This window comes from Alistipes timonensis JC136 (assembly GCF_900107675.1).
Classification (GTDB): domain Bacteria; phylum Bacteroidota; class Bacteroidia; order Bacteroidales; family Rikenellaceae; genus Alistipes; species Alistipes timonensis.
The window spans coordinates 188,798-209,158 of the sequence record NZ_FNRI01000005.1; the positions used below are offsets into that span (position 1 = coordinate 188,798).

The window sequence follows — 20,361 nt, forward strand, 5'->3', positions numbered from 1 at the left end:
TTTTAAATTACTCCAATACAATAGGCTTGTATTTCGGAACCAGCGCCTTCATCACGATCCAGCCGATGAGGTAAGCCACGGCGCAGATGCAGAAGACAACGAAATATCCGGCCGGTTTTCCCTCGAAGCCCATGTAAGCCATGTTGGTCTCCTCGGCATGCACGAACAGCCATCCGGCGAACCACTGCAGGATCATCGAACCGACACCTCCGGCCATGCCGCCGATACCGGTCACGGTAGCGATCGCCGACTTGGGGAACATGTCGCCCACGGTCGAGAAGATATTGGCCGACCACGACTGGTGCGCCGCACCACCCAGACCGATCAGGATAATCGGGAACCACGGCGAGATCGTACCCATGGGCTGCGCCAGCAGCACGAGCAGCGGAATGAACGCGAAGATCAGCATGGCGCGCATGCGTGCCGCATAGGGATTCAGCCCCGTCTTGTTGATGATGATCGTCGGAAGCTTGCCGCCGTAGATCGAGAGCATCGTGATGGCATAGAGCGTGAAGATCAGCGCCACGCCCAGCCCCTCGGACATTTTGATTCCGAACTGCGAATTGAGGTACGAAGGGGTCCAGAAGAGGAAGAACCACCATACGCCGTCGGTCATGAACTTACCGAAGGCGAAAGCCCAGGTCTGTTTGAACGCGAGCGTCTTCCAGAACGACATCTTCGGGCAATCCTCCTCTTTCTGCTCCTTGGCGACGGCTCCGTTGATAAGTTCGTGCTTGTCCTGCTCGATGTACTCCAGCTCGGCAGCGTTCACCTTCGGGTGGTCCGACGGCTTCTTGTACATGAAGACCCAGAAACCCATCCAGACAAAGCCCAGGGCGCCGATCACGATGAAGGCCATCTCCCAGCCCCAGGCCTTCGCCAGCAACGGAATGGTCAGCGGGGCGAACAGCGCACCGATCGAAGCGCCGGCGTTGAAGATCGAGGTGGCATAGGCGCGGTCCTTCTTGGGGAAGTACTCGGCAGTCACTTTGATCGCTGCGGGGAAGTTGCCCGCCTCACCGAGGGCGAGGATGCAGCGTGCGGCGATGAAGAAATACATGCTGACCATGGCGATAGTCGCGGCCATGGCCGAGCCGGCCTCGACGGCGCGCAGCGCGGCGGCATTGGGAAGTCCCACCCATGCCTCGGTGGCCACGCCGCAGAGGGCGTGCATGCAGGCACCCACCGACCAGACGCCGATGGCCCACAGATAACCTTTCTTGGTCCCCATCCAGTCGATGAAGCGGCCTGCGAAGAGCATGCAGACGGCGTAGACGATCGAGAAGATCGAGGTGATAAGTCCGTAATGGTACTCGTTCCAATGGAACTCGGGTTTGATAAATTCGTCCCACGTCAGCGAGAGCACCTGACGGTCGAGGTAATTAACGGTCGTTGCGAAGAAGAGCATCGCACAGATGACCCAGCGGTACTGCGTCATCTTCCCAGCGAGAGTCGATTTGTTGTTTGTCATTATGGGGTTTAATTAAGTAGTGTTCAGGAATTGGTGAGCCGCATGAACGGCGTCCGGCAACGGATCGGGGCCGCCGCCGGACGACCGAACTTACGGAATATCAACATCTAACGCACCTTGGCGATCACGTCCAGTGCAAAACGGCATTTTTCGGAGATGGCCTTCCAGTCTTTCGCGGCTATCACCTCCTTGGGGAAGAGCTGCGAGCCCATGCCCACGCAGAAAACACCGGCTTTGAACCATGCCGTGAGGTTTTCCTCGGTGGGCTCCACAGCTCCAGTGGCCATGATGTTCGACCACGGCAGCGGCGCTTTGACGTTTTTGACGAACGACGGGCCGCCCACGTTGCCCGCGGGGAACACCTTCGTCAGATCGCAGCCCAACTCCTGTGCGAAACCGATCTCGGTGACCGATCCGCAGCCGGGGGTGTAGGGAACCAGATGACGGTTGCAGACCTTGGCGACCTCGGCGTTCAGGTAGGGACCCACGACGAAATTGGCGCCGTACTGGATGTAAAGGGCCGCGGTCGGGGCATCGACGATCGTACCGACGCCCAGCACCATTTCGGGGCACTCTTTGGCGGCGAACTTAATGACCTCGACAAAGACCTCCGAAGCGAAATCGCCGCGGTTGGTGAATTCGAAAGCGCGCACGCCGCCTTCGTAGCAGGCTTTCACGACCTGCTTGGCGATCTCGGCGTCAGCGTGATAGAAAACGGGAACCATACCGGTCTTACCGATGGCTTCCAGAACTTGCATTTTTGAAAAACGTGCCATTATCTTATTGCATTTTAATTACCAATCAAATCCATTTTGTCGTCAGGGCGAGATGGATTTCGGTTTTCGCGCCGCAGGACACGGATGGGACATAGTAGCCTATTTCCCATTCGGGGCCTGCAAGGGAAGGCCGAAAGGCGTCCGCCCTCACGGCAAAATCAGCGCTGGACGCGGCCGCTGGCATTACCTCCTGCCAGGCTCTCGACCTCCTCGGCCGATACGAGGTTGAAGTCGCCGTTGATCGTGTGCTTCAGGGCCGATGCGGCAACCGCGAACTCGAGGGCCTCGCCCTGCGTCGGCTTGGTCAGCAGGCCGTGGATCACGCCGCCCGAGAACGAGTCGCCGCCGCCCACGCGGTCGATGATCGGATCGATGTCGTAACGCTTCGACTCGTAGAACTCCTTGCCGTTGTAGATCATGGCTTTCCAGCCGTTGTGCGTCGCCGAGAACGACTCACGCAGCGTCGAGATCACGTATTTGAATCCGAACGTCTCGGCCATCTGGCGGAAAATGCCCTTGTAGCCTTCGGCATTGGTTTCGCCGCCCTCGACATCGGCGTCGGGCTTAAACCCGAGGCACAGCTCGGCGTCCTCCTCGTTGCCGATGCAGACATCGACATACTGCATGAGGGGCTTCATGATCAACTGCGCCTTCTCCTTGGTCCAGAGCTTCTTGCGGAAGTTCAGGTCCACCGACACCGTCACGCCGTGACGCTTGGCGGCCTCGCAGGCCAGCTTCGTCAGCTCGGCGGCCTTGTCCGAGATCGCGGGGGTGATGCCCGACCAGTGGAACCAGTCGGCGCCCTCCATAATGGCGTCGAAGTCGAAATCCTGCGGATCGGCCTCGGCGATCGACGAATGCGCGCGGTCGTAGATCACCTTCGAAGGACGCATCGAAGCGCCCGTTTCGAGGTAATAGATGCCCACGCGATCACCGCCGCGGGCTATGAAATCGGTCTTCACGCCATACTTGCGCAGCGCGTTCACCGCCGACTGGCCGATCTCATGTTTCGGGAGCTTCGAGACGAAATAGGCATCGTGGCCATAGTTGGCACACGAAACGGCTACGTTGGCCTCGCCGCCGCCGTAGACGACGTCGAACGAATCGGACTGAACGAAACGCGTATTGCCGGGCGTCGAAAGACGCAGCATGATTTCACCTAATGTTACGATTTTCATGGTTCTATTGCGTGTTAAAATTTGAAGAAATTCTTAGCGTTCTTGTAGCAGATGCCCTCGATGATCTCCTTTCCGATGAAGTCGATCTCCGAAGCGGGCAGCAGGCCGTTCTCGATGTCGTTGCCCACGAGGTTGCACAGCGTGCGGCGGAAATACTCGTGACGCGGATACGAGAGGAACGACCGCGAGTCGGTCAGCATGCCGACGAAACGGCTCAGCAGGCCCAGCGTCGAGAGAGCGTTCATCTGCTTCTCCATGCCGTCCTTCTGGTCGAGGAACCACCATCCCGATCCGAACTGGATCTTCCCGGCGCCGTAGCGTCCGTCCTGGAAATTGCCGATCATCGTGGCAACGAGCTCGTTGTCGCGGGGATTGAGGTTGTAGATAATGGTCTTGGTGAGTTTGTCGTCGCGGTCGAGCAGGTCGAAGAATTTCGCCATCGACTTGCCGACCGTGAAGTCGCCGATCGAGTCGAAGCCCGTATCGGCGCCCAACTGCCTGAACATGCGGCTGTTATTATTGCGAATGGTGCCATAGTGGAACTGCTGCGTCCAGCCCGTCTCCCAGTCCATGACGGCGAATTCGACCATCATGGCAGTCTTGTATTTGAGCACCTCGGCATGGGTCAACGCCTGCCCGCCGTATACCTTATTAAAGATGGCATCGATCTCATGCTGGGTGTAATCCTCGGCGTAGAACTCCTCGATGCCGTGGTCCGAGAGTCGGCAGCCCACCGACTCGAAGAACTTGTGACGCACGCGCAGGGCCTCGATCACGTCGGCGAATTTCGAGATCGCGACGCCCGAAACCTCCGAAAGACGGTCGATGTAGGCCCGGAAATCGGCCGGAGACTCCACGGCCATCGCCTTGTCGGGGCGCCACGTGGGGAGCATCTTGGTTGCAAAACCGTCCTCACGGACTTTGATGTGGTGCTCGAGCGAGTCGATCGGGTCGTCCGTCGTGCAGACCGCTTCGACGTTATAATGCTGCATCAGGCCGCGGGCGTGGAACTCGGGCTTCTGCAGCAAGGCGGTGCAATGGTCGTAAATCTCGCGGGCCGTCGAAGGATTCAGCAGTTTCGTCACGCCGAAAGCGGTCTTCAGTTCGAGGTGCGTCCAATGATAGAGCGGATTGCGCATCGTATAGGGCACCGTCTCGGCCCATTTCTCGAACTTCTCCCAATCGGTCGTATCCTTGCCCGTGCAGTACTTCTCATCGACGCCGTTGGTACGCATGGCGCGCCATTTATAATGGTCGCCTTCGAGCCAGATTTTCGACAGGTTGTCGAAGCGGTGGTTCTCGGCAACATATCCGGGAATCAGGTGGCAATGATAGTCGATGATCGGCATCTTGGCCGCATGGTCGTGGTACAGCCGCTCGGCCGTGGGGGTCTGCAACAGGAAGTTGTCGTCGTTAAACTGTTTCATATTCTATCGGTTTCGTTTTTAAATTGTTAGTTTCGGGCGAGGCTCCGCGAAGCGCTCTTTTTCACAACGTAAAATTACGAACTTTCCGCCACTCCCGATACGAAAAATTGCCAAATAAAGTAGATTATTTGCCAATTTGGTTGACCAATGTACGGAAAAATCGTAAATTTGCCTAAAATACAACAAAAAATCTTTAAACATACCGTATGAAAAACATGATTCTTGGGATTGCAGCCGCCCTGTCGGCCGCCTGCACCCCTGCCCTGAAGGTCGATGTCGCCAACACGACCCAGATCGAACGCGATGACGAGACCGTCGAAATCGCCTGGTCCGAAGTGGCTGCGCTCGAGGGCGCAACCCCGGAAAACATCGTCGTCCTGAACGACGACAACGAGCAAATCCCGTCGCAGGTGCTTTTCCGCGGCACGGCGGAGCCCCAGGCGTTGATCTTCCAGACCGACGCCGACCCGATGGAGACCAAACGCTTTAAAATCGTCACGGGCGTGCGCCAGAACTACCCTGCCGAGGCGTTCGGCCGCGCGGTTCCCGAACGTTACGACGACTATGCGTGGGAGAACAACAAGGTGGCCTACCGCCTCTACGGCCCGGCGCTGGAGACCTCGCCCGAAAAGCTCATCACCCCGGGCATCGACGTATGGGTGAAGTGCACCGAAAAGCTGGTGATCGACGAGTGGTACGCCCGCGGCAAATACCACCACAATTTCGGCGACGGCATGGACTGCTACAAGGTGGGCGTGACGCTCGGTTCGGGGGCTTCGCTGCCGTTCGTGGGCGGTAAGTTCTGGATGATGGGACACAACTACGCCACGGCCCGGACGCTGGACAACGGTCCGATCCGTACCACCGTCGAACTGACCTACGCGCCGTTCGACGTCGACGGCACTCCCGTATCGCTCACCAAGACCATCTCGCTCGACGCCAATCAGCGTTTCAACCGCATGGACAACGTCTACGAGGGCGCATTCGCCGAGATGCCGATCGCCGCGGGCTTCGTGCGCCACGATGTGAAACGCGTGATGACGGGCGACGACTGGATGGCAATGGTCGAGGCCGTTTCGGACTCGAAAGACCCCGTGCGTGACGGCGACATCTACCTGGGCGTGATCCTGCCCGGCGCCGAGATGCTGGCCGACACACTGGGCCACGCCGTGGCCGTGAAGAACGTGAAGCCGGGCCAAACGCTGACCTACTACGCCGGTTCGGGCTGGAGCCAGGGCGGCGTGGAGGACATGGGCGAATGGGTCGAGGAGATCGGCACAGCGCAGGCCGCCGCCGTGACGCCGCTCCGGGTGACGGTCCGCAAATAAGTTGAAAATTATCATGAAAAGTCCGGTCTGATGACCGGACTTTTTCGGTGCCGTAACGGCACTTTTATAAGCCGGAAAGTTTTACCGAAGCACACGCACGATTCGGGGTTGAACCTATCCGACTTTTTTGTACCTTTGTAAGAAATCAACGCGTCACCTCGAAAAACCATGAACAACCAAAAAATCGTCACTTTCGGAGAGATCATGCTGCGGCTCACGCCGCCCGATTACCTGCGTTTCAATCAAACGAACCTGTTCCGCGCCAGCTACGGCGGCAGCGAAGCCAATGTAGCCGTTTCGCTGGCCAATTTCGGGCTCCGCAGCGAGTTCATAACCCGACTGCCCGAAAACCGCGTGGCCGACGCCTGCCTCGACGACCTGCATCGCTACGGCGTCGGCACCCGGGGCATCCTCCGCGGCGGCAAGCGGTTGGGGCTTTATTATATGGAGGAGGCCGCAGCCATGCGCACCTCCCATGTGGTCTACGACCGCGCCGACTCGGCCTTCGACACCCTCCAACCGGGGATGATCGACTGGCGCACGCTTTTCAACGACGCATCGTGGTTCCATTGGTCGGGCATCTCGGCCGCGGTGAGCGCCGACACGGCCGCCGTATGCGCCGAAGCGATCGCCGTGGCGCGGGAGATGGGGCTGACCGTCTCGTGCGACATCAACTACCGCAAAAACCTCTGGAAATACGGCAAAGAACCGCAGGAGGTGCTGCCGCCGCTGATGGAACAGTGCGACATCTTCTTCGGTACGGACGACGAATACGAAAAGGTCCTCGGCATGCACCTGCCGAGGTTCGAGGCCCACAACGCCTCCTACCAGCCCGACACGGCCGGTTACGAACGTGCTTCGGCCGAGGTTGCGGCGCGCTTTCCCCGCTGCCGGGGCATCGTCTTCGGACTCCGCAGCGTCCTGAGCGCCAACCACCACCTGATCTCCGGAACGCTCTACACCGGAGGCCGGCTGCTCTCCACGCGGGTTTACGACATCGACAACGTGGTGGATTGCGTCGGCGTGGGCGACGCCTTCGTGGGCGGACTGATCTACGGGATGGCCGAGCACGCCGGGGACATGCAGTTCGCACTCGACTTCGGCACTGCGGCCTGCGCGCTGAAAAACACCGTGCCGGGCGACTACAACCAGTTCACGGCCGAGGAGGTCGCCCAGTTGGCCCGCGGCTCCGTTTCGGGCCGCATAGCCAGATAGCCCCCGCCCGCCTAAGAGGCGGGTTCTAGGGGGGGGGGGCGACGGATCGTTCGTACGCTGACAACCCAACCTGCGCCCCGCAAGCACGGAAATTTACACGAAAAAGCCCGACTTATAAAAGTCGGGCTTTTCTGTTTTAACCGGGCGGAGCGCAGCATGGGCCGAAAGCTCCATACCTTGCCGTTGCCCCCTAAAGCCGGCCTCTTAGGCCGGTTATTCGCCTTTGGCCTTCTTGTAGAGGTCGTTATAGGTGTTGTACTTCTCCATGATGCCGGGTTCGTCGCGCAGACGGAAACACAGCGACTTGAGGAACTCCAACGTGTCGATGTCGTCGGTCTTGATCTGGTGAGCCTTCTCGAACCAGGGCACGGCAGCCATATAGACATCGTTGACACCCTTCAGGTCAGCATCGTAGGCGGCCTGGCTGCTGTACTGCTTCTCGTTCATCTCCTTGTTCAGCGCATCGCCCTTGATCGTGTAGAACACACCCAGGTAATAGTTGCCTTCGAACATGTCGGGCTTCAGCTCCACGACCTTCTTGAACGAGTCGATGCTCTGGTCGTAATCCTTCAGCGCGTAGAAGATACGTCCGCGGCCGAACCACAGGTCGACGTTCTCCGGATTGTCCTGAATGGCCTTGTCGATCAGCGCCACGAGGTCGGCGGGATTGCCCACGCCCTCCTCCGAGGTGTAGAGCTGCATCAGGCCGTCGAGGATACGCTCGTTCTTCGGGAACTTCTCGATACCCGTCAGCAGAGCCTCCTTGGCCTTGATCACATTGGCTTTGTCGGCCTCCTTCTGGCCGTAAAGGCAGTGGAAGAGGTAGTAGTAGATGTTACCCTCCTCGTCGGCATAGCCCTTCTCGATGGCCTTGGTCAGCAGCTTGGCGCCCTTGACGAACGATTTGGGATTGTTGGCGCCGTCGACCGTCAGCAGGTAGCCCGCATAGTAGAGCAGCGCGGGATCGGCCTCGCCGTAAGCGGGGCTCGACTGGGCCTTGTAGGCCGTTTCGTAGGCCTTGGCAGCCTCGACGTAGTTGCCCGTGTCGATACCGGTGTTACCGACCTGCGAGCAGAAATCGCTGACCTGCTTCAGCCCCTCCTTGACCTTGTCGGCCGTCTTGGGGTCCAGCTCGTAAGCCTTGTTGTAAGCCTCGATGGCCTTCTCGGGAGCGTCCTTCATCACCCACTTCGTCTGCTTCCACGTGACAACCTTGTTGTCCTTGACATAGGCGGTGAAATAGTTGTACACCCACGCATCGTACTCCACGCCGTTGAGCGTCTCCTTGGACGCCGACTTGGGCTCGCCGACAGCCAGTTTCAGCATCGCGGCGTCCATGTTGACGAAGAGGCTCTTCGTAGGCTCGATGGCCACCTCGTAGAAGGCCTTACCGCGGTTGATCCACGTTGCGGCCTTGACAGCCTTCTTCTCGTTGGCGATGTCGGCATCGCTCTTTTCGATCTTGGCGAGAAGCGCTTCCTTGTTCACTTTCTGGGCCTGCACGGCGGGAACTGCTACGAGCAGCGCCGCGAGAGCCGTCAAAATCGTTTTCTTCATAGTAAACTGAAATTTTAAAGTTTTTTGATGTTTTCAATTATTCTTCCGCAGAGGGAGCATCGGTCGCGGGCGTCTCGGCCCCGTTCTCAGCGCCTTCCGCAGACTGCACTTCCTCCTCGTCCCCGGCTGCCGGCACGGCCATCACCGAAGCAATGGCATCGCCTTCGCGGAGGTTGATGATACGCACGCCCTGCGTAGCGCGGCCCGCGAGGCGGATCTGCTCGACGGCGGTGCGTATGGTGAGTCCCGAACGGTTGATAATCATCAGGTCGTTCTCGTCGGTAACGGCCTGTATCGAAATTAGTTTGCCTGTCTTTTCCGTAATGTTGATGGTCTTCACGCCCTTTCCGCCGCGGTTGGTGATGCGGTACTCGTCCAGATCGGTACGCTTTCCGTAACCGTTCTCGCTCAGCACCAACACGTCCTGCTTCGAATCGGGCTCCACACAGATCATGCCGATCACCTCGTCCGACTCCTCGATCGAGATACCGCGCACACCCGCGCCGACACGTCCGATCGGACGCACCGTCGACTCGTTGAAGCGGATGGCCTTGCCCTCCTTGGCCGCGATCATCACCTCGGCATTGCCGCTGGTGAGCTTGGCCTCGATCAGCTGGTCGCCCTCACGGATGACGATGGCATTGACACCATTCTGGCGCGGACGCGAATAAGCCTCGAGTTTGGTCTTCTTGATCGTGCCGTCCTTCGTACACATGATGATGAAGTTGTTGTTCACATACTCCGCATCGGCCAGGCTCTTGACATTGATATAGGCGCGGACCTTGTCGTCCGGCTCGATCTGGATGACGTTCTGGATGGCACGTCCCTTCGACGAGCGCGCTCCCTCGGGAATCTCGTAGACCTTGAGCCAGAAGCAGCGGCCCTTCTCCGTGAAGAACAGCATCGTATTGTGCATCGAAGCCACGTAGATATGCTCGATGAAATCCTCGTCGCGCGTGGCGCTGCCCTTGGCGCCCACGCCGCCGCGGTTCTGCGTGCGGTATTCGGCCAGCGGCGTGCGCTTGATGTAGCCCATGTGCGAGATGGTGATGACCATGTCGTCGTCGGCGTAGAAATCCTCGGGGTTGAACTCCTCCGAAGCGTAAATGATCTCCGAGCGGCGCTCGTCGCCGTATTTTTCTTTGATCTCCAGCAGCTCGTCCTTGATGATCTGCATCTGCATCGACTCGTTCTCGAGCACCTCCGTCAGATGGGCGATCAGCTTCATCAGCTCGTCACGCTCGGCGGTCAGCTTCCCGTGCTCCAGACCGGTCAGCGCGCGCAGACGCATCTCGATAATGGCCGAAGCCTGGATGTCGCTCAGCTCGAAACGCTCGATAAGGGTCTGCTTCGCGGCGTCGGGCGTCTGCGAAGCGCGGATGATGCGCACGATCTCGTCGATGTTGTCCTGCGCGATCAACAGTCCCAGCACGATGTGCAGGCGCTCCTCGGCCTTGCGCTTGTCGTAGCGCGTGCGGCGGAGCACCACGTCGTGACGGTGCTCGATAAAATACTTGATCAGGTCGCGCATCGGAAGCATCTCGGGACGCCCCTTCACCAGCGCGATGTTGTTCACGGCGAACGACGTCTGCAGCGGGGTGTTTTTGAACAGCGTGTTCAGCACCACGCTCGCCACGGCGTCCTGCTTCAGGATGATGATGATGCGCAGGCCGTTGCGGTCCGATTCATCGTTGATGTAGGAGATGCCTTCGATCTTCTTGTCGTTGATCATGTCGGCGATCTTCTTGATCATCTCGGCCTTGTTGATCATATAGGGGATCTCCGTGATGACGATGCACTCGCGGCCGCTCGGCGTATGCTCGATCTCGGTCTTGGCGCGCATCATCACACGTCCGCGGCCCGTCAGCATCGCCTCTTTCACACCCTCGTAGCCGTAGATGATACCGCCCGTGGGGAAGTCGGGACCTTTGACGTACTGCAAAAGCTCCTCACCCGTGATCTCGGGGTTGTCGACATAGGCGCAGCAGGCATCCACCACTTCCGAGAGGTTGTGCGGAGCCATGTTCGTAGCCATACCGACGGCAATACCGCTGGCGCCGTTGACGATCAGCAGCGGGATTTTCGTGGGAAGAACCGTAGGTTCGGGGATCGTGTCGTCGAAGTTCAACGTCCAGTCGACAGTCTCCTTATCAATATCGGCCATCACCTCGTCGGTGATCTTCTTCATACGGGCCTCGGTGTAACGCATGGCAGCCGGCGAGTCGCCGTCCATCGAACCGAAGTTACCCTGTCCGTCGACCAGCGGGTAGCGCATCGACCAGTCCTGAGCCAGGCGGACCATCGCATCGTAGACCGACGAGTCGCCGTGGGGGTGGAACTTACCGAGCACGTCGCCGACGATACGGGCCGACTTACGGGTGGGTTTGTCGGAGTAGAGGTTGAGCTCCGCGCTCATATCGTAGAGGATGCGGCGGTGTACGGGCTTCATACCGTCCCTGACATCGGGCAGCGCACGCGACACGATGACCGACATCGAGTAGTCGATATACGCCGACTTCATCTGCTCTTCGATATTGATGGGGATGATACGCCCCACCAAACCGGCATTCTTTTCTTCTTCCGTTAACATTATTCCGTGTTTAATCCTTTTTGTACCGACACCGCACGTCGCCGGGTCGATACCGATCGAAAATTAGCAATCTTTTAACATACAAAAATACGATTTATTTCCGATCTGAGCAACTTTGCAGGCAAAAATCGCTTCGCGCGCGCGATATTTTTCAGAAGTCATGCCGTTTTTGGCCCTTTTCCGGCGATCTGACGGTCTGAAAAAAAATTCCCGGCAGAATGCCGCACCAAAAGCGGATTCCCGCGGCATCCGAAGCCCGGTCCTGCGTCCGATGCGACGGCAAACGGCGCGACAATTTGTCGTTTACGCAGGATTTTCTACCTTTGCGCCCACTATCAATTTTATATGACCCTGATCAATACCCCCAAAGAGGTCCTCGCACTGGCCGGCCGGTCCGCGGCGGACAAACTGCGAAACCCGGTCTCCAAGACACTGATCCTCGCATTCCTCGCCGGAGCCTACATCGCCATCGGCGGATTGTTCTCGCTCATCGCGGGCTTCGGATTCCCCGGAGCCGCCGAAGCGCCCGGATTCCAACGCCTGCTCTCGGGCGCGGTCTTCCCGCTGGGACTTATCCTGGTGGTTTTCACCGGCGCCGAGCTCTTCACGGGCAACAACGCCGTGCTCGTCCCGGGAGCGCTCGGACGACAGTACGGATGGAGCCGGGTGCTGCGCAACTGGGGACTCGTCTACATCGGGAATTTCGCCGGGGCGCTCTTCTTCACCTGGTTTCTGGTCGTCGTACCCGGCGTACTGTCATCGGAGTTATGGCAGAAAGCGGCCTACGGCATTGCGCAGGCCAAGGTCTCGATGCCGTGGATGACGGTGTTCCTGCGGGGCGTGGGCGCCAACTGGCTGGTATGCCTGGCCGTATGGCTCGGACTGAGCGCCAACGACGTACCGGGCCGGATGATGGGGCTGTTCTTTCCGATCATGTGCTTCGTGGCGATCGGCTACGAGCACTGCATCGCCAACATGTTCTTCATCCCGCTGGGTATGATGCTCGGTGCGCCGGTCACGTGCGGGGAGTTCTTCATCGACAACCTGATCCCCTCAACCCTCGGCAATATCGTGGGCGGAGGCCTCTTCGTAGGGGGCCTCTATTGGCATCTCAACAGGAAATAATCGGAAAAATCGTCCGTCAGCGGAAGTCTATGAACTCGTAACCCGCATAGGCCTGCCTGTCGAACACGCGGACATGCCCCGCGAGCGGCGCAACGCCGAGGACGCTGACCTGCACCTGCTCGCCGTCGTAGTCGTAGGAGAGCGACAGGGGGCGCATCGTGGCGGTGTCGACCGTCACGGTAACGTTACCCGCCGGAGAGTCGTTCCCGGCAGCGGGCGTCAACCGCACGACGGCGCGGCCCCCGGCTTCGGAGACCAGCGTCGGGACATACTCGCTGCCGAGGAAATCGAAAGCCCGGACGGGATTGTTCAGGATATTGCGGCTCGCGGCATCGACCTCCGTCACGGTCACCTCGCGGCGGCGGTTGTCGATCTCGTAGCGGATCACACTGTCGGCAAATACCTCGGCATCGGCCAGCGCGAGGTAATAGTTCCGCCCCTCGACGACATAACTGCCGCGGTTGTTGTAATCGCCCGCAACAACCTCGAAATCGACGCTGTAACCGGGCATCGCGCGGAATCCCGCAGCGAGTTTTTCGAGTATCTCCGTGGCGCGTCCTGCCGCCGAAACAGCCTGAATACCCGCCGCGAGGGCTATAAGGACTAAAAATCGTTTCATCGTCGGATTCGGATTAAAATACCCCCAATTCCTGCAGTTTCGCCTCCAGCGAAGGCAGGTCGTGGTAGAGGATGTCGCGCGGCTTGGCGCCCTGCTGGCGGCCGACGATGCCGGCACGCTCGAGCTGCATCATGATACGCCCGGCACGGTTGAAGCCCACCTCGTAATTGCGCTGGATCATCGAGGTCGAAATCGACCCGTCCTGCACGGCGCTGCGGGCGATCTCGGAGAAGAGCGAATCGTATTTCAGGGGCGCCGAGGAAGCCTCCTCGCTGCCCATCTGCTGCCCCTCGCCGTTGTCGGGCGTGTAGTCGGGCAGCGCATAGGCCGCCGTGTAACCCTGCTGTTTGGAGATGTAATCCACAATGCGCTCGACCTCCTTGGTCTCGACAAGCGCGCACTGGATACGCGTCAGTTCGCCGTCCTTCGAGATGAGCATGTCGCCGCGGCCGATCAACTGGTCGGCGCCGGGACGGTCGAGAATCGTCCGCGAGTCGATCATCTGCATCACGCGGAAAGCGACGCGGGCCGGGAAGTTGGCCTTGATCTTACCCGTGATGACATCGACCGACGGACGCTGCGTGGCGATGATGAGATGGATGCCGATGGCGCGGGCTTTCTGGGCCAGACGCGTCACGGGGGTCTCGACCTCCTTGGCCGTCATGATGAGGTCGGCGAACTCGTCGATCACCACGACGATATAGGGCATGAAGCGGTGGCCGTTCAGCGGATTGAGTCGCCGCGAGGTGAATTTCTCGTTGTACTCCGAGATGTTCCGGGCGCCGGCCTTCTTGCACAGCTCCAGCCGGTTGTCCATCTCCGTACACAATGCGTTGAGCGTATAGACCGCCTTGCGGGGATCGGTGACGATGGCTTCGTCCTCCGACTCCATCTTGGCCAGGAAGTGGCGTTCGACCTTGGAGTAGAGCGAAAACTCGACCATCTTGGGGTCGATCATCACGAATTTCAGCTGCGCAGGGTGCTTGCGGTAGAGCAACGAGGTGATGATGGCGTTCAGCCCGACGGACTTACCCTGTCCCGTGGCGCCGGCCACCAGCAGGTGGGGCATCTTCGCCAGGTCGAAGACGAAATTCTCGTTCTGGATCGTGCGTCCGATCACCACCGGCAACTCGGCTTTCGACTCCTGGAAACGCAGCGACCGCACAGCCGAATACATCGACACGATCTGCTTGTTGCGGTTCGGGACCTCGATGCCGATGGTTCCCTTGCCCGGAATCGGGGCGATGATGCGGATGCCCGATTCGGCTTTGAGGCTCTGGGCGATATCGTTCTGGAGGCCCTGTATTTTAGCGATTTTGACCCCCTGCGCCTGCACGATCTCATAGAGCGTGACCGTGGGACCCACGGTGGCTTTGATGCGCTGGATCGGAATGCCGAAATATTTGAGCGTCTCCTCGATCTTGGTCTTGTTCTCGAAAATCTCCTCGTCCGACACTTCCGAATCGGAAACATAGTCCTCCAGCAGCGTCACGGGCGGCTTGTGGTAATTCACGAGGTCTTTCAGCGGATCGTAGCTCTCCGTCGGGATCGCCTTTTCGTCGACCAGCTTCGCCTCGTTGGACTCGACCGTCACGACGACGCCTTCACCCTGGGGCTCGGGCGCCGGAAGCACTTCGGCGGGCGTCTCCGCAGTCACCTCCACCGGTATTTCCGCCCGCATCTCCACCGGTTCTTCGGGTTCGTCGCCGACGATAATTTCGGTAAAAGGTCCGTCGGACACGGGAGCCGCCGGTGCAGCAGGACGGAATGCAGGGCGCTCCAGCTCGATCAGTCCCCCGCGGCCCATCACCACACGCCCTTCGGGGTGCGAAAGGTCGACCTCGGTGAACTCCTCGTCCCCGGCGGGTTCCTGCGGTTCCGTTTCCTCCGGAACAACCTCGCCGACGGGCTTTCCGTCGGGCGTCAGCTCTATAAAAGGATCGTCGTCCTCGTCCCGGAGCGTGGCTTTCGCGGCCGCAACGGACTCCGCGGGGCGCTCCACATGTATCGGCGCGGCTTTCTGCACCGGAGGTTCCGGAACAACGGCGGCAGGAGCGGCAGGAGCGGCAGGGGCGGCAGGCTCGGCGGCTTTCGGAGCCGGCTCGGGAGCCTCCTCCGTGATCGCCCCGTCTTCTCCGGGAACGCGGCCGAGGGGTACGACCACCTTATGTTTGACGATCTCGACGATCTTTTCGCCCTTGTCAGCCATGACGTTGCCGACCTCGTTGACCTTGTTGATGAAATTGCGGTTGATGAATACGCCCGTCAGAATCCACCCGCCCAACAGCAGGATGAGCGTTCCGACCGCGCCGATATGCGTGCGCAGCAGGGTCGAAACCTCGATGCCGAACGCACCGCCCCACCCCGTCGAGCAGCAGATGCTCCAGCGGTCGGCAAAGGCGAACCCGAGGGTCAGCGACCCGAGGATCATGATGAAGAACAGCGAGAGGATCGAATGGTTCACCAGCAGCGGCCGCTGGCGGATGATCCTTATCCCGATCAACACCAGCATCACGGGAATCAGGATGCCGAACAGCCCGAACGAGCGGTCGACCAGCAGCATCCCCAACCGCGCCCCGGCGACGCCGCACAGGTTCTCGATCTCGGCGCCGATCAGTTCGCGGTCCTCGACCGACTTTTGCAGCACGCTCTGGTCGGGAGCCCAGCTGAAGAACGAAAAGAATACCGCGGCGGCGGAGAACAAGCCCACGAACAGCAGCAACAGGCCCGCAATCCAGCGCGCGCTGTCGCGGTTGGAACGCTGCACGTTCTGTCGTCCGTTGGGGGATGTCGTATTTTTGGATGCCATTTTTGTTACGCTTGATTTATCAAGCGAAGGTACGAATTTTTTCCGACATTCCGGATTCCGGAAGCCAAAAATAGCGCGACAGCAAAAATCAGAGGGATTCCAGCCCCTTCTTTTCGAGGCGGCGGCGGTACTCTTCGCCGGCGAAGGTGTGGAACGTGAAGCGGGGCGCATGATCCGCCGAAGCGTGCAGGCCGCAGTCGTCGAGCAGTTGCGCCACCCGGCGGGCGACGGCGGGCGACGGATCGACGATCGCAGCGCCGCGCCCGGCGACGACGCGCTCGAGCACGGGCGTCAGGAAAGGATAGTGCGTGCATCCCAGCACGATCTGGTCCGCACCCCGGGCCAGCATCGGCTCCACGGCGGCGCGCACCGTGGCTTCGGCCTCGGGCGTATCCTCCCGGTCCCCTTCGACCAGCTCCACGAATCCCGTGCCCGGATAGGTCAGGACCTCGATCCCGCTGCCGTATTTGGCGGCGGTGCGGCGGAACAGGTCGCCTTCGAGACTCCGCTCGGTAGCCAGCACCCCCACCACCCCGCTGCGGGTCGCCAGGCAGGCGGGTTTCACGGCGGGCTCCATGCCCACGATCGGCAGGTCGGCGTATTTTTCGCGCAGGAAGTCGATGGCAGCGGCCGTGGCGGTGTTACAGGCCACGACAACCATTTTGCAACCCAATTCGACGAGCCGCGCGACGGCGGCATCGGCCAACGCCTGCACCTCCCCGCGGGGACGCGAACCATAGGGACAGTTGGCGCCGTCACCGAGGTAGACGAGCGATTCCCCGGGCAGCATGCGCCTGATCTCGCGCCAGACGGTCAGCCCGCCCATTCCCGAGTCATAAACGCCTATCGGCGCGTTATTCGAATTTGCAACCATTTTTTGTACTTTCAAGCCCCGTCTTTCAGCCGGGCCAAAATATACTCCACCACCTCCTCGTCGGAAAGCCAGTCGCAGTCGACGACCAGCGACGCCTGCGCATAGAAAGGCTCCCGGACGGCCATGTCGCGCTCCATGAAGGCTACCAGTTCCTCGTCGTTCAGTCCTTGCAGGCGGGGCCGCTTGCGGCGTCCGTAAGGGCTCAGGCGGCGGGCGATCTGCTCCGCCGAGCGGCGCAGGTAGACCGTGCAGCCCGCGGCATTCATCCGGGCCATGTTGTCGCTCCACGTGGGCAGCCCTCCGCCCGTGGAGACCACCGGAACGGCGCCCTCGTCGATCACGCGGTCCAGCACCTCGCGTTCGACCTCCCGGAACCGCTGCTCGCCCTCGTAACGGAAGACATCGGAGACCGACGCCCCCTCGCGCTCCTCGACCAGCGCATCGGTGTCGGCATACGAAAGGCCGAGACGCCGCGCCAGCTTGCGTCCGAGGGTGCTCTTGCCGCAGCCCATGTAACCGACCAGAAAGAGGGGTTTCATCATCGCTGTCCGTTAAAACAGGTTCAGTTGCTCGGGGTCGATCATTTCGTCGGCATCGCCTTTGGCGCGCTCGATCTCGAACTCCACGCCCCCGACGATCGTTCCGCCCGAGGGCTGGCCCGCCGGCTTCGCTTTCGGCGCAGTCTTTTCAGCCGTTTTATCCTCGCCGGCAGCATCCTGCGTCATATCATCTAAAGCGCCCGTCAACTGACTGCAGTCAAAGTCCTCGTCATCAGCCGGTTCCGGCTCGGGAGGCAACTCGGGTTCGATCATCCGCAGTGCGGCGACATCGTAGGTCGTCAGGCGCTTGCCCTTGGCGCGGTGGCTCTTGACGCCCACGAATTCGTCGACATCGACGAGATCCGCAGGCCGCGAAGCGTGCGCCCCCTTGTAGGTGATCTCCAGTTTGGCGCCGGCGCGGTCCGTCACGCAGACGAAATCGGCATCGGCATCGAGGAAATCCTGCGTCTTGTCCGACATTTCGGCCGTGAAACGCTTCATGTAGTAGTACTGCTGATCGCGGTCGTAGTAACACAGGCTGTAAATCCGGTCGGATTCGTAGCGCGCCACGCGCACGGTGTCGTCGGGGAAGTGCTGCATCAGGTCGTAGCCCGTGATGTAGTACTGATTCTTCGAAGTCCACACGATCAGCTTGTCGTCGCCTTTGAACTCGCCCAGCGGTTTCCCGCGGCCGTCGGCGTTCAGGCGGCGGACATCTTCGTCGAACCAGATGTCCTGCCCCCCGAGCGTCGAGGTCCCGCGCTCCTTCAACACGATCTTGTGGATTCCGTAGCGCGAGAAAAGGTTGCCCTGGCTCTGGCGGCCTTTGATGGCGAGGGTCGAGAAATCGAGATCGACGATCACCTTCTTCAGACGCGGACGAGGCTTAAAGTAAACCTTCAGCACCTCGGCCTCACCATTCGGATTCACAGACATATACAGAATCTCGCTTTTGGGCGTTCCCTTGGTGATGTCGTACTCCTTGTCACGCGTGATGCCCTTAATGGCGCAACGCTTCATCATGATCGCACCGTTCTTGCCGTCGCGGTAGAGGACGTTGTAAATCGTGCGGTCGTCGTTGCGTTTGAAGACCCCGATATAGTAGATGTTCTTGTCGAAGAAAGCCTTGTCCGAGACCTTCGTGATGACGTAACGCCCGTCCTTCGTGAAGACGATCACGTCGTCGATGTCCGAGCAGTCGCAGACCAGTTCGGCGTCCTTCATCGACTTCCCGATGCCGAAGAAGCCCTCAGCGCGGTCGACATACAATTTGGCGTTGGTCACGGCGACCTTCGTGGCTTCGATCGAATCGAACTCGCGCAGCTCCGTGCGGCGTTCCTTGCCCTTGCCGTATTTGTCGCGGATGCGCTCGTAATAGGCGACGGCATATTCGGTCAGGTGGTCGAGATCGTACTGCGTCGATTTGATGTCCTCCTCGATCTGTTTGATCTCGTTGTCGGCCTTGTCCGAATCGTAGCGCGAAATACGGATAAACTTCAGCTCCGTGAGGCGCTGCACGTCTTCAAGCGTCACTTCACGTCGCAGCCGTTTCTTAAAGGGTTCCAACCCCTTATCGACGGCGGCATAAGCCTCCTCGCGGCTCTTGCTGCCCTCGATCAGCTGGTAGAGCTTGTTCTCGATGAAGATGCGTTCCAACGACGCGGCATGCCACGCCTCGTTCAACTCCCCGAGTTTGATTCGCAGCTCGAGCCCCAGCAGCGACTTGGTATGTTCGGCCGAGCGGCGCAGAATCTCCGAAACGCCCAGAAAATGCGGCTTCTCATCCCAGATCACGCACGAGTTCGGGGAGATCGACACCTCGCAGTCGGTGAAGGCGTACAGGGCGTCGATGGTCTTGTCCGACGATTCGTCGGGAGCGACCTGAATGACGATCTCGACTTTGTCGGCCGTATTGTCGTCGACCTTGCGAATTTTAATCTTGCCCTTGTCGTTGGCTTTGATAATCGAATCCTTAATCGATTCGGTGGTCGTGGTATAGGGGATTTCGGTGATGGCCAGCGTGCGCTTGTCGATCTTCGAAATCTTCGCCCGGACCTTCACGGCGCCGCCCCTCAGTCCGTCGTTGTAGCGGCTCACGTCGGCCATGCCGCCCGTCGGGAAGTCGGGGTAAAGCTGAAATTCACGGCCCTGCAAATGAGCGATGCAGGCGTTGATGAGCTCCACGAAGTTATGGGGCAGTATCTTCGACGCCAGGCCCACGGCGATACCGTCCGAACCCTGCGCCAGCAGCAGCGGGAACTTAATGGGCAGCGTGACGGGCTCCTCCTTACGGCCGTCGTACGACAGCATCCACTCGGTCGTCTTCTTGTTGAAGACCACGTCGAGGGCGAATTTCGACAGCCGCGCTTCGATGTATCGGCCCGCGGCGGCCTCGTCGCCCGTGAGAATATTGCCCCAGTTGCCCTGACAGTCGATCAGCAGGTCCTTCTGCCCCAACTGCACCAGCGCGTCCTTAATCGAGGCGTCGCCGTGCGGGTGGTACTGCATGGTCTGGCCCACGAGGTTGGCCACCTTGTTGTAACGGCCGTCGTCCACGACCTTCATCGCGTGGAGGATACGCCGCTGAACGGGCTTCAGTCCGTCCTCGACGTGCGGCACGGCGCGTTCGAGGATCACGTACGAAGCGTAGTCCAGGAACCAGTTCTTATACATGCCCGTCAGCTTGCGCACGCCTCCCTCCTCCTGCGTCAGGCGGTCGAACTTGCCCGCCTTGGCCGGAGCCCCGGAGGCAGGCGCGTCGTCCGCCGCGTCGTCCGCGGTTTCGGGCGTCGGGGCGTCCCCGTTGAAATCCCCGCCGGGGATCAGATCGTCTTTATCTTTCTCTTCTGCCAT

General features: G+C 59.9%; 14 protein-coding genes. 3 read left to right on the forward strand and 11 right to left on the reverse strand.

Annotation, left to right across the window (positions count from 1 at the left end):
• Window positions 1-7: 7 nt before the first annotated feature.
• The 4 genes from BLU78_RS08420 to uxaC all read right to left on the reverse strand — a co-directional run bounded on the left by BLU78_RS08420 (window position 8) and on the right by uxaC (window position 4,852).
• Window positions 8-1,471: an MFS transporter gene (locus tag BLU78_RS08420; RefSeq protein ID WP_143029377.1), complete on the reverse strand. Its 1,464-nt coding sequence runs from the start codon at window positions 1,469-1,471 to the stop codon at window positions 8-10.
• A gap of 107 nt (window positions 1,472-1,578) precedes the next feature.
• Entirely contained in the window at window positions 1,579-2,247 is a 669-nt protein-coding gene (locus tag BLU78_RS08425) for a bifunctional 4-hydroxy-2-oxoglutarate aldolase/2-dehydro-3-deoxy-phosphogluconate aldolase (protein ID WP_010260516.1), read from the reverse strand.
• A 158-nt stretch (window positions 2,248-2,405) separates the two neighbouring features.
• Window positions 2,406-3,425, reverse strand: coding sequence for a sugar kinase (locus BLU78_RS08430; RefSeq protein ID WP_044106220.1), 1,020 nt, complete (start codon window positions 3,423-3,425; stop codon window positions 2,406-2,408).
• 14 nt (window positions 3,426-3,439) lie between these two features.
• Entirely contained in the window at window positions 3,440-4,852 is a 1,413-nt protein-coding gene (gene uxaC / locus BLU78_RS08435; protein WP_010260520.1) for a glucuronate isomerase, read from the reverse strand.
• 206 nt (window positions 4,853-5,058) lie between these two features.
• On the opposite strand from uxaC, the gene BLU78_RS08440 reads away from it, so the two are divergent.
• On the forward strand, window positions 5,059-6,180 hold the full coding sequence (locus tag BLU78_RS08440) for a DUF4861 family protein (RefSeq protein WP_010260522.1): 1,122 nt from the start codon (window positions 5,059-5,061) through the stop codon (window positions 6,178-6,180).
• A gap of 168 nt (window positions 6,181-6,348) precedes the next feature.
• Window positions 6,349-7,395 (forward strand): sugar kinase, encoded by a 1,047-nt coding sequence (locus tag BLU78_RS08445; RefSeq protein ID WP_010260526.1) that lies wholly within the window; start codon window positions 6,349-6,351, stop codon window positions 7,393-7,395.
• 213 nt (window positions 7,396-7,608) lie between these two features.
• Here the strand turns inward: BLU78_RS08445 and BLU78_RS08450 are convergent, their stop codons facing one another.
• Window positions 7,609-8,952, reverse strand: a complete 1,344-nt coding sequence (locus tag BLU78_RS08450; protein ID WP_010260528.1) for a tetratricopeptide repeat protein — start codon at window positions 8,950-8,952, stop codon at window positions 7,609-7,611.
• A gap of 37 nt (window positions 8,953-8,989) precedes the next feature.
• A complete protein-coding gene (gyrA, locus tag BLU78_RS08455; RefSeq protein ID WP_010260529.1) occupies window positions 8,990-11,542 on the reverse strand; it encodes a DNA gyrase subunit A in 2,553 nt (850 codons plus the stop codon).
• A gap of 345 nt (window positions 11,543-11,887) precedes the next feature.
• Here gyrA and BLU78_RS08460 point away from each other — a divergent pair, with 345 nt between their 5' ends.
• Window positions 11,888-12,667: a formate/nitrite transporter family protein gene (locus tag BLU78_RS08460; protein ID WP_010260532.1), complete on the forward strand. Its 780-nt coding sequence runs from the start codon at window positions 11,888-11,890 to the stop codon at window positions 12,665-12,667.
• Window positions 12,668-12,683: 16 nt separating this feature from the next.
• On the opposite strand, the gene BLU78_RS08465 is transcribed toward BLU78_RS08460, so the two are convergent.
• From BLU78_RS08465 to BLU78_RS08485, 5 genes are all read right to left on the reverse strand, one after another.
• Window positions 12,684-13,286, reverse strand: a complete 603-nt coding sequence (locus BLU78_RS08465; RefSeq protein ID WP_231290745.1) for a LolA family protein — start codon at window positions 13,284-13,286, stop codon at window positions 12,684-12,686.
• A 13-nt stretch (window positions 13,287-13,299) separates the two neighbouring features.
• Entirely contained in the window at window positions 13,300-16,095 is a 2,796-nt protein-coding gene (locus BLU78_RS08470) for an FtsK/SpoIIIE family DNA translocase (RefSeq protein WP_010260535.1), read from the reverse strand.
• Window positions 16,096-16,183: 88 nt separating this feature from the next.
• Window positions 16,184-16,969 carry a glutamate racemase gene (gene murI, locus BLU78_RS08475; protein WP_010260537.1) on the reverse strand — a complete coding sequence of 262 codons (786 nt, stop codon included), beginning with the start codon at window positions 16,967-16,969 and terminating at the stop codon, window positions 16,184-16,186.
• Between the two features lie 11 nt (window positions 16,970-16,980).
• Window positions 16,981-17,508: a shikimate kinase gene (locus tag BLU78_RS08480; protein WP_026020637.1), complete on the reverse strand. Its 528-nt coding sequence runs from the start codon at window positions 17,506-17,508 to the stop codon at window positions 16,981-16,983.
• A 12-nt stretch (window positions 17,509-17,520) separates the two neighbouring features.
• Window positions 17,521-20,361 (reverse strand): DNA gyrase/topoisomerase IV subunit A, encoded by a 2,841-nt coding sequence (locus BLU78_RS08485; protein WP_010260540.1) that lies wholly within the window; start codon window positions 20,359-20,361, stop codon window positions 17,521-17,523.

Bases quoted from the DNA above. Each gene is read 5' to 3' on its own strand.
- BLU78_RS08420 (WP_143029377.1), bottom strand. From the start codon at position 1,471: ATGACAAACAACAAATCGACTCTCGCTGGGAAGATGACGCAGTACCGC.
- BLU78_RS08425 (WP_010260516.1), bottom strand. From the start codon at position 2,247: ATGGCACGTTTTTCAAAAATGCAAGTTCTGGAAGCCATCGGTAAGACC.
- BLU78_RS08430 (WP_044106220.1), bottom strand. From the start codon at position 3,425: ATGAAAATCGTAACATTAGGTGAAATCATGCTGCGTCTTTCGACGCCC.
- uxaC (WP_010260520.1), bottom strand. From the start codon at position 4,852: ATGAAACAGTTTAACGACGACAACTTCCTGTTGCAGACCCCCACGGCC.
- BLU78_RS08440 (WP_010260522.1), top strand. From the start codon at position 5,059: ATGAAAAACATGATTCTTGGGATTGCAGCCGCCCTGTCGGCCGCCTGC.
- BLU78_RS08445 (WP_010260526.1), top strand. From the start codon at position 6,349: ATGAACAACCAAAAAATCGTCACTTTCGGAGAGATCATGCTGCGGCTC.
- BLU78_RS08450 (WP_010260528.1), bottom strand. From the start codon at position 8,952: ATGAAGAAAACGATTTTGACGGCTCTCGCGGCGCTGCTCGTAGCAGTT.
- gyrA (WP_010260529.1), bottom strand. From the start codon at position 11,542: ATGTTAACGGAAGAAGAAAAGAATGCCGGTTTGGTGGGGCGTATCATC.
- BLU78_RS08460 (WP_010260532.1), top strand. From the start codon at position 11,888: ATGACCCTGATCAATACCCCCAAAGAGGTCCTCGCACTGGCCGGCCGG.
- BLU78_RS08465 (WP_231290745.1), bottom strand. From the start codon at position 13,286: ATGAAACGATTTTTAGTCCTTATAGCCCTCGCGGCGGGTATTCAGGCT.
- BLU78_RS08470 (WP_010260535.1), bottom strand. From the start codon at position 16,095: ATGGCATCCAAAAATACGACATCCCCCAACGGACGACAGAACGTGCAG.
- murI (WP_010260537.1), bottom strand. From the start codon at position 16,969: ATGGTTGCAAATTCGAATAACGCGCCGATAGGCGTTTATGACTCGGGA.
- BLU78_RS08480 (WP_026020637.1), bottom strand. From the start codon at position 17,508: ATGAAACCCCTCTTTCTGGTCGGTTACATGGGCTGCGGCAAGAGCACC.
- BLU78_RS08485 (WP_010260540.1), bottom strand. From the start codon at position 20,361: ATGGCAGAAGAGAAAGATAAAGACGATCTGATCCCCGGCGGGGATTTC.